This is a genomic window from Kineococcus siccus, from assembly GCF_009906795.1.
Taxonomy (GTDB): Bacteria; Actinomycetota; Actinomycetes; order Actinomycetales; family Kineococcaceae; genus Kineococcus; species Kineococcus siccus.
In genome coordinates, this window is the sequence record NZ_JAAALN010000176.1 from 1 (window position 1) to 8980 (window position 8980).

Consider the following 8980-nt stretch of genomic DNA (forward strand, 5'->3'; position numbering starts at 1 on the left):
GGCGGGAGGTCCGTCACGGGGTCAGTAACGCATCCGCGGCGCACGACGACGACTCGGCGCGCCCGGCCTCGTCACGGTGTGACCGGGTCGTGCTGCGCGTCGCCGCCACCACGCCCGGCTCAGCGGCTCCGCCGAGGACCGCCGCTCGCGCGTCGACGACGACCCGCGCGGGCTGGACCGCGGAGCTCGAGGCGGCGCGAGCCCACCTGACCGCGCGGTGACGGGCAACTCAACCCCTTCGTCGAGGTCATCGACGCGCGCGGAGACCCGTTGCGGCAGAGCCTCTTCGACGACCTCCTCCGCAGCGCAGGTGCCGGGAACCCGGACGCGGGAACCCCGGGCGCGGTCGCCGGAGCCCGGGGCCGCGGACGCGGGAACTCGGACGCGGGAACGGCTCCACGGGAACCCCGACGCGGCCACGGACTTCGAGGACCTGCTGCGCGGCGAGGCGAGACTCGGAGCGAGCCCCGGACCGCCGCCGGCGAACCGGCGGGGTGGGCCCGAACGCGCGGACCCCGCAGGACCTCCGGCCACCGGTCGACCGCCGGCGGGCACCCGCGGTGGGTCAGCCGGTCGTGGCCGCCTCGGGGACCGAGGTGACCAGGGCCTCGAGCTCCTCGACGCCGAGGAGGTCGACGGGACGCACCGTCTCCCCCGTCGAGGCGTAGAAGAACGCGGCGCTGACGTCCTCCAGCGGGACGTCGCGCCAGCGCGACCAGGCGAGGCGGTAGACCGCGAGCTGGACGTCGCGCGCGCGGCGGCCGGCACCCGTCGGGGGCCGCCCGGTCTTCCAGTCGACGACGTCGAAGACCTCGCGGCCCTCGGGGGTCCGCATCCGGAACACCGCGTCGATGCGGCCGCGCACCACGAGCCCCGCCACGGGCGTCTCGACCGACACCTCGACGCAGACCGGGTCCCGGCGCGCCCACTCCGACGCCAGGTAGGCGTCCTGCAGCGCGGCGAGCTCGCGGTCGTCCGCCGCGTCGTCGTCCGCGGCACCGGGCACGTCGACGAGGTCGAGCAGCGAGCTCGCCGTGAACCGCTGCTCGAGCCACGCGTGGAAGGCGGTGCCCCGCCGGGTCGCGGGCCGCGGCGGGAGCGGCACCGGGCGCCGCAGCTGCAGGGCGAGGGCGTCCGGGTCCTCCGCCAGCGCGACCAGCCGCGACGCCGACAGGTGCGCGGGCAGCAGGACCCCGCGCGCGGTCTGGGCTGCGGCCCGCTCGGCCAGCAGCAGCCGGGCCTGCTCGGCCCAGCCGGCCGCCTCCTCGTCCAGACCGTCCGCCGCAGCCTCCGCGGCGTCGTGGACCGGGTGGTCCCGGCCGTCGCCGGCCGCGTCCGCGGACCCGTCGCCCGGGCCGCCCCCCGAGTCGTCCACTGAGTCGTCCACTGGGTCGTCCCCGGTGACCCCGGTGACCCCGGCGCGCGCCGCCAGGGCGGCGCGGACCGCAGCGGCGCCCGCGTCCACGTCGGCGCGCCGGGCGGCGAGCGGATCCACCGGCCACACCGCGCGCTGGGGTTCGGCCGTGCGCGGGTTCGGCTCCCCCGGCGGCGGTTCGATGGCCGGCGGCAGGCTCACCAGCCCGGGCACCGCACCCTCCGGGGCCTCGAGGACCTCCCGCAGGAAGCGGGACACCGTGCGGGGCCGGCTCGCGTCGTCCCACCAGGCGCCGCTGAGCAGCAGCTCCTGCTTGGCCCGGGTGAACGCCACGTACGCGAGGCGCCGCTCCTCGAGCATCTCGTGCTCACCGCACGCCTCCCGGAACGCCTCCCGCGCCTCCTTCAGCTCCTTCTGCGTCCCGCACGCGGCGATGTCCCACGCGGGCAGGTTGGCCCGGTCCCCGCGCAGCGGGTACGGCAGGACGCCGAGGCTGCCCATGCCCCCGAGCCAGCCGGCGGACGTGTCGCCGGAGGCGGGGAAGACGCCTTCGACCAGCCCGGGGACGGCGACGACGTCCCACTCCAGCCCCTTGCTGGCGTGCACCGTCAGCAGCTGCACCGCGTCGCGGGACACGTCGGAGGCGCCGGGCTCGAGGCCCCGCTCCCGCACCTCGGCGGCGTCGAGCCACAAGAGGAAGCCCCCCAGGCCCGGGCGCTGAGACGACATCGCGAAGGACGCCGCCGCGTCCGCCAGCGCGTCGAGGTTGGCGCGCTCGCGCTCCGGGGTGCTGCCCGGGCGGGCCGCGACCTCGACGTCGAGCAGCAGGGCCCGCTCCACCTCGCCGACCAGGTCGGCGAGCCCCAGGTGGCTGCGCGAGCGCAGCCGCCGCAGCAGACCGGCGAGACGGGTCAGGCGACGGTGCCCCTCCTCGGTGAGCCCCCGCCCCTCGACCGTCCGCCAGGTCGCGGGCGGCAGCTCGTCCAAGGCCTCCACGAGGCTCGACGCCTCGACCTCGTCGGGCAGGACGACGGTCGCCACGTCGTCGGGCCCGGCGTCCGGCGCCGTCTCGACGGCCGGCTCGGCGGGCCGCCCGGCACGCCGCCGCTGCAGCTGCCGGGCCCACGCCCCGAGCGCCTCCAGATCGCGCGCGCCGATGCGCCAGCGGGCTCCCGTGAGCAGGCGGGCGAGGTGGTCGCCGCGTCCGGGGTCGTGCAGGACGTGCAGGGTGGCGACGACGTCGACGACCTCAGGTGTCGACAGCAGGCCCCCCAGGCCGACCACCTCGACCGGCAGGCCCGCGTCGCGCAGCGCCCGCTGCAGGACGACGAACTGGCTGCGCTTGCGGCACAGGACCGCGGCCGTGCGGCGCGGCGCCGGCCGCCCGTCCGGGCCGGTCGCGCCCGTGTCGGCGCGCCAGACCTCGCCGAGCCGTGCGGCGATCTCGGCGGCCTCCTCCTCCACGGTCGCGGCGAAGGCGGTCCGCACGAGCCCCCGGCCGGCGCCCGCCCGGGCGCGCAGCGTGACGACGGCACCGGCACCCGTCCCCGCGGTGAGGGTGCTCGCGAGCGGGGCGGCGACGAGGTTGGCGGCCGCCAGGACCGCGTCGTCGTTGCGCCAGCTGGTCGCGAGCGGGGCCACGGTCGCCGCCCGGCCGTCGGCGCGGCGGAACTGGGCCGGGAAGCTGCGCAGGTTGCCCGCGCTGGCGCCGCGCCAGCCGTAGATCGACTGGTGCGGGTCGCCCACGGCGGTCACGGGGTGACCGTCGCCGAACAGGGCCTGCAGCAGCGCGAGCTGCGCGAAGCTCGTGTCCTGGTACTCGTCCAGCAGCACGACGCGGTGCCGTGCGCGCTCGGCGGCCGCGACCGACGGGACCTCGCGCGCGAGGCGCGCCGCGAGGAGGACCTGGTCACCGAAGTCGAGCTGCTCGGCGTCGCGCTTGCGCCGCACGTACTCCGCCAGCAGGGGCACCACCGAGCGCCGGGCGCGCAGGACGGCGACGACCTTGGCGACGTCGGCGTACGGCTCCCCCGGCACGTGCGCCCCGTGCTTGGCGATCCACTTCTCGTCGCGCGGCAGGGCCGTGATCTGCGCCTCGGTGGCCACGACGAAGCGGGCCACGTCGTCCGGGTCCACGAGGTGCTCGGCGCACTCTCCCGCCAGCTGCAGCAGGGCGGCGGCCAGCGTGGTCGCCGCCGCCTCGACGTCCGGCAGGTCACCGCGCCACGTCTCGACGACCTCGGACGCGAGCTGCCAGGCCCCCGCGTCCGAGAGCACGGTCGACTGCGGCTCGATGCCCAGGCGCAGCCCGTGGTCGGTCACGAGCGACGCGGCGTAGGCGTGGTAGGTCGCCACGACGGGTTCACCGTCGTCGAGGGCGCCCCCGCCGGCACCGCGTCCCGCGGTCGCACCGATGCCGCGGGAGCGCAGGGCCCGCAGCCGCCGCCGCACGCGCTCGGCGAGCTCGCCCGCGGCCTTGCGCGTGAAGGTCAGGCCGAGGACGTCCTCGGGGCGCACGAGCCCGTTGGCCACGAGCCACACCACGCGGGAGGACATGGTCTCGGTCTTGCCGGAGCCGGCACCGGCGACCACGAGCAGCGGTTCGACCGGGGCCTCGATCACCGCGACCTGCTCGGGCGTCGGGCGGGGCCGGCCCAGCCGCTCGGCGATCTCGACGGCTCCCAGCAGGGTGGCCGGACCGGGGACGGGCGGCGTCAGGGTGGTGCTCACGACTGGTCCTCCGCGCAGACGCTGAGCCCGGCCTCCTGCGCCGGGCAGCTGGTGAACACCGGGCAGTAGCCGCAGTGCGGGCCCACGACCGCCTCGAACCGGTCGGCGGCCATGCCGTCGGCGGCCCGGGCGAGCAGGGTCCGCGCCCACTGCGGGTCCTCGTCGTCACCGATCGGCTCCTGCCGCTGCACGGGTGCGCTGCGCTGCTTGCCTCCCAGCTGCACCAGCGCCGCACCCCCCGCCGCGACTGGACTCCCCGGCACCGCGCGGGCGAAGCCGCCCTCCGACGCCGCGAGCTGGTAGACGCCGAGCTGCGCGTTGCGCGCCAGCTCCGCGGCGGCGGGCTGCGACTTGCCGGTCTTCAGGTCCACGACGACGGGACGGCCCCGGGCGTCGAGCTCGAGGCGGTCCACGCGGCCCCGCACGCGAGCGCGGCCGATCTCCACGTCCACGTCCTCCTCCACGGCCACGAGCTCCCGGCCCTCCGCGCGGCTCGTGCGGTAGTACTCGGCCAGCTTCTCGAGCATCCGGTCCGCCCGGCGCCGCTCGGTGTCGGTCACCCAGCCCGCGCTGAGGCCGAGCGTGGGCCACAGGGCGTCCAGCCGGCGGCGGAGCTCGGGCAGCGTCGCGTCCGGCGCCTCAGCCGCGATGCGGTGCACGAGGTTGCCGAGCGTCTGCCCGGTCGAGTCCCCGCTGCGGGCGCCCACCGACTCCAGCAGCCAGCGCAGGCCGCACCGCTCGAACGCCTCCACGCGCGACGGCGAGACCGGCACCGTCTCCTCCGGGGCCCGCAGCGGCCCCACGTCGGTCAGGCTGCGGGCGCCGTACCAGTCGTCCGGGTCGGCGCCCGCCACCCCGGCCGCCGCGAGCTCGGCCAGACGGGCGGCCGCCGCCGCGCGGCGCTCACCGGTCTCCTGCCCGTCCGGGGCGCAGAGCACCTGCCGCAACCGGGCCACGAGCGCGGGCAGCGACACGGCCCGCGGCACGTCCGACAGGGCCCGCTCCCCGTCGTCGCCGTCCTGCGGATCGGCGCCGGCCGGGTCGACGAGGTCGACGAACGCGCTCGGCCGCTCGTCCTCCGTGCGCACGGCCGTGACGGCGACCTCGCGGCGGGCCCGGGTCAGCGCGACGTGGAAGAGCCGCAGCTCGTCCTCCAGGACCGCGCGGCGGGCGCCGGGGCCGTCCGCGTCGCGGCCCTCGAGGGCGTCGACCAGGGCCTGCGCGCCGAGCACCGAGCCGCGCAGGCGCAGGTCCGGCCAGACGCCCTCCTGCACGCCCGCGACGAGCACGAGGTCCCACTCGCGCCCGACCGCCCCCTGAGGGGTGGTCAGCGTGACCGCACCCGCGTCGGGTGCCCGGTCGGCCAGCGTGTCCGAGGGCACCTCCGCGGTCAGCAGCTGGTCGAGGAAGCGCGGCGCGCTGCCGGCCCCCGGGAAGCGGTCGACGAAGCGGCCCGCCGCCTCGAACAGCGCCAGGACCGCGTCGAGGTCGCGGTCGGCCCGGGCTCCGTCCACCCCGCCGGCGAGCGCCTGCCGCTGCCACCGCTCGGCCAGGCCGCTGGCGGCCCACAGGGCCCACAGCACCGTCTCGGCGCTCGCGTCGGCCGCGCGCAGGGCGGCCCGGCCCGCGTCCAGGACGGCCGCGACGCGCTGCGCGGGGCGCAGGGCCCCGGTGTCGGCGGGGTCGTCCCCCGCCAGGTGCCCGGCGTCGGCGGTGCTCACGAGCTCCGGGTCGGCCAGCACCCCGGCGAGGACGGCGTCGCTGCTGCGCCCCCCACCCGCAGCCAGTTCGCTGCGGCGCAACGACTGCCGCAGCCGGCGCAGGGCGACGACGTCCGCGCCGCCGAGCGGGGACGTCACCAGGTCGCGGGCCGCGGCGGGGTCGAGCGCCTCCGGGTGCAGCACGACCTCGAGGGCCGTCAGGAGCGGCCGCACGGCGGGCTCGTCACGCACCGGGACCTCGGCCAGCGGGACGGTGAGCGGGACCCCGGCGGCGACGAGACCGCGGCGCAGGCCGGTCGTGTGCCCCGCCGAGCGGACGACGACGGCCATCCGCGACCACGCCACCCCCTCCAGCAGGTGCCGGCGGCGCAGCCGCTGGGCGATCCACGCCGCCTCCTGCGTGGCCGACGCCAGCACGGCGACCTCGACGCGCCCGGCCCCGAGCCCGGGGGTGCGGGAGGCGACCGCGGCACGCTGCGGCGCCCCGCCCAGCGCCCCGATGCGCTCCGCGACGCGGGCCGTGGCCGAGCGCAGCGCCGGCGCCTGCCGCCAGGCCGTGCCGAGCACGAGGACCGGCGCGGGCCCGCCGTCGGCGGCGCGGAAGCGGTCGGGCAGCTCGGCCGCCATGCGCGCGTCCGCGCCCCGGAAGCCCTGCGTGACGGCGTCCGGGTCGCTGACGACCAGCAGGTCGCGGCCACCGCCCGCGACCGCCTCCAGCAGCCGCAGCCCGGCCTCGGACAGGTCCTGCGCGTCGTCCACGGCGACGAGCGACCACCGCTCGCGCTCCGCGCCCAGCAGCTCGGGGTCCGCCGTCAGCTGCGCGACCGCCTCGTCGACGACGCCGGCCGGGTCGTACGCCTCGGCGCGGCCGAGGGCGTTGACGCCCAGGTACTCCGTGAGCAGGCTCGCGGCGGCCTGCCACTCGGGCCGCCCGTGCCGGCGGCCCAGCTCGGCCAGCTCCTCGGGCTGCAGGCCGCGCTCGACCGCTCGCATCAGCAGGTCGCGCAGCTCGTTGCGGAAGCTGCGCAGCCCCCACGAGGCGCGCGGGACGTCGGCGGGCCACTGCGGCGCCCGCAGGGCACCGGCCGGGGTCCAGCCGCCGAGGGCGTCCGGCTCGAACAGCGCCTCCACCACGTCGTCGACGGCCTCGGCGGTGACGGCGAGGTGACCGGCCAGCAGGTCCGCGAGGATCGAGTCCTGCTCGGCACCGGAGATCAGCCGCGGTGGCGGGACGCCGTCCCGCGCGTGGACCAGGCGGAGCAGCCCGAAGGCGTACGACTGCGGCGTCCGTGCCGCGGGCTGTCCCACGGTGCGCCGCAGGCGGTCGGACAGCTCGTCGCGCAGCGCCCCCGCCGCGCGCCGCGACGGCGCCAGCACGAGCACGCGGTCCGGGGGCGTCGCGTCGCGCTCGACGCGCGCGGCGACGAGCTCCCGCAGGACGCTCGTCCGGCCGGTGCCGGGCGCCCCCAGCACCACGAGCGGACCGCTGCCGGGACGCGTGCCGAGCACCGCGCGCTGCGTGGCGTCGGGGGCCAGCGCCCGCACCAGGCGCTGCGGGGCGCGGCGCAGCTGCGGGACGTCCTGGCGGCCGCGACCGGTGGCCGAGGCCCCCGGGCGGCGCCCGCCGGACGACCCGCCACGGGTCGTCCCGGCCGCCGCGGCGTCGCTGTCGACGTTCTCCCTGAGCACGTCCGCCATGCCACCACACCCCTCGGACTCGACCCCGCTGACACACCTCCGAGGCCCGCGTCAGCGCGCCGGGGCGGCGTCCGGGCCGGTGTCCGGGCCGGCGCCGGGACCGGCCAGGCCCAGCTCGCGCACCAGCTCGGTGACCGCCGCGGCGCGGTCGAGGGAGTACAGGTGCAGCACCTCGACCCCCTCCTCGCGCAGCCGGCGGCCGGCCTCCAGCGCGAGCCGCAGGCCCTCCTCCCGGAAGGCGGCGCGGTCGCCCGCCAGCGGGGCGAGCCGCCGCCGCACCGCCGCCGGCTCGCGGGCCCCCGTGAGCCGGTGGGCGACCTCCAGGACGCGCGGGCTCGTCAGCGGCAGCACGCCGGGCAGCAGCGGCACGGGGTCCAGGCCGGCCGCGGCCAGCGCCGTCCCGAAGCGGTCGCGCAGGCGCAGGAAGTCCTCGACGTCCAGGCTGAGCTGCGCCACGGCGACGTCCGCACCGGCCCTGACCTTGCCCAGCAGGTGGTGCGTGTCCGCGTCGAGGTCCGCCGAGTCGGGGTGACCCAGCGGGAACGCGGCCACGGCCACCGAGCGGGCACCCTGTTCCCTCGCCAGCCGGACGAGCTCGTCGGCGTGGTCGAAGCCCTCGGGGTGGGCGACCCACGGGGCCGCGGGGTCCCCGTCCGGGTCGCCGCGCAGCGCGAGGACGTCGTGCACGCCGGCGGCCGCGAGGTCGTCGAGGACCGCCCGCAGCTCGGTGACGGACTGCCCCACGGCGGTGACGTGGGCGAGCGGGCGCACGCGCGTCTCCCGCGTCAGCCGGCCGGCCAGCTCGACCGTGCCGCCCCGGCTGCCGCCGCCCGCCCCGCAGGTGACCGAGGCGAACACGGGCCCGAGCGCCTCGATGCGCCGCACGGCGTCCCACTGCCGGGCGGCGGCGTCGGGGTCGTGCGCCGGGGAGAACTCGACCGAGAAGCGGGACCGGGCGGCGCGAAGGTCCTGCGCCAGGGTGCTCACGGGACGTCCCGTCCGGGTCCGGCCGCCGGGTCGAAGCCCGCGGCGTCCCAGCGCGCCCGGCGCAGGTCGACGCGCACCTGCGCCGGGTCGCGGTCGTCGCGGCGCAGCGGCACCGCCTCGGCGCGCCAGTGCACGACGGCCCGGTCGGCGAGGCCGGGCGCGGCGCTGCCGTCGGCGCGCAGGACGCGCCACCAGCACACGTCGGCCCCGAAGCGGCGCAGCACCGTGCCGACGAAGCGGGGCCCCCGGTCCCCGACGAGCTCGCCCACGTCGCCGTACGTCAGGACGCGTCCCGAGGGGATCGCCTCGACCACCTCGAGCACCTCCTCGGCGCGCGCCGGGAGCCCGGGCAGGTGCGGCGGGTCGACGGGGTCCGGTGGCGGGCGGTCGGGCACGTCCCGAGACTGCCAGCCGGTGCGCGGGGCGCACGCGGGGCGGGCTGTCGGAGGCGGCGGGCACAGTGCGGCCA

The 8980-nt window shown here is 78.8% G+C and carries 4 protein-coding genes; all 4 read right to left on the bottom strand.

Annotation, left to right across the window (positions count from 1 at the left end):
• Positions 1-565: 565 nt before the first annotated feature.
• Genes GTR02_RS16650 through GTR02_RS16665 form a run of 4 tightly spaced genes read right to left on the bottom strand, consistent with a single transcriptional unit; the run spans position 566 to position 8906 of the window.
• A complete protein-coding gene (locus GTR02_RS16650; RefSeq protein ID WP_205709457.1) occupies positions 566-4105 on the bottom strand; it encodes a UvrD-helicase domain-containing protein in 3540 nt (1179 codons plus the stop codon).
• The gene (locus GTR02_RS16655; RefSeq protein ID WP_205709458.1) at positions 4102-7515 is read right to left on the bottom strand and encodes a PD-(D/E)XK nuclease family protein; all 3414 of its coding nucleotides are present in this window, start codon (positions 7513-7515) and stop codon (positions 4102-4104) included. Before GTR02_RS16655 ends, GTR02_RS16650 begins: the two co-directional genes overlap by 4 nt.
• 60 nt (positions 7516-7575) lie before the next feature.
• Positions 7576-8511 (bottom strand): methylenetetrahydrofolate reductase, encoded by a 936-nt coding sequence (locus tag GTR02_RS16660; protein ID WP_166608617.1) that lies wholly within the window; start codon positions 8509-8511, stop codon positions 7576-7578.
• Entirely contained in the window at positions 8508-8906 is a 399-nt protein-coding gene (locus tag GTR02_RS16665; RefSeq protein WP_166608618.1) for an MGMT family protein, read from the bottom strand. The genes GTR02_RS16660 and GTR02_RS16665 overlap by 4 nt, the downstream gene beginning before the upstream one ends.
• Positions 8907-8980: the final 74 nt, after the last annotated feature.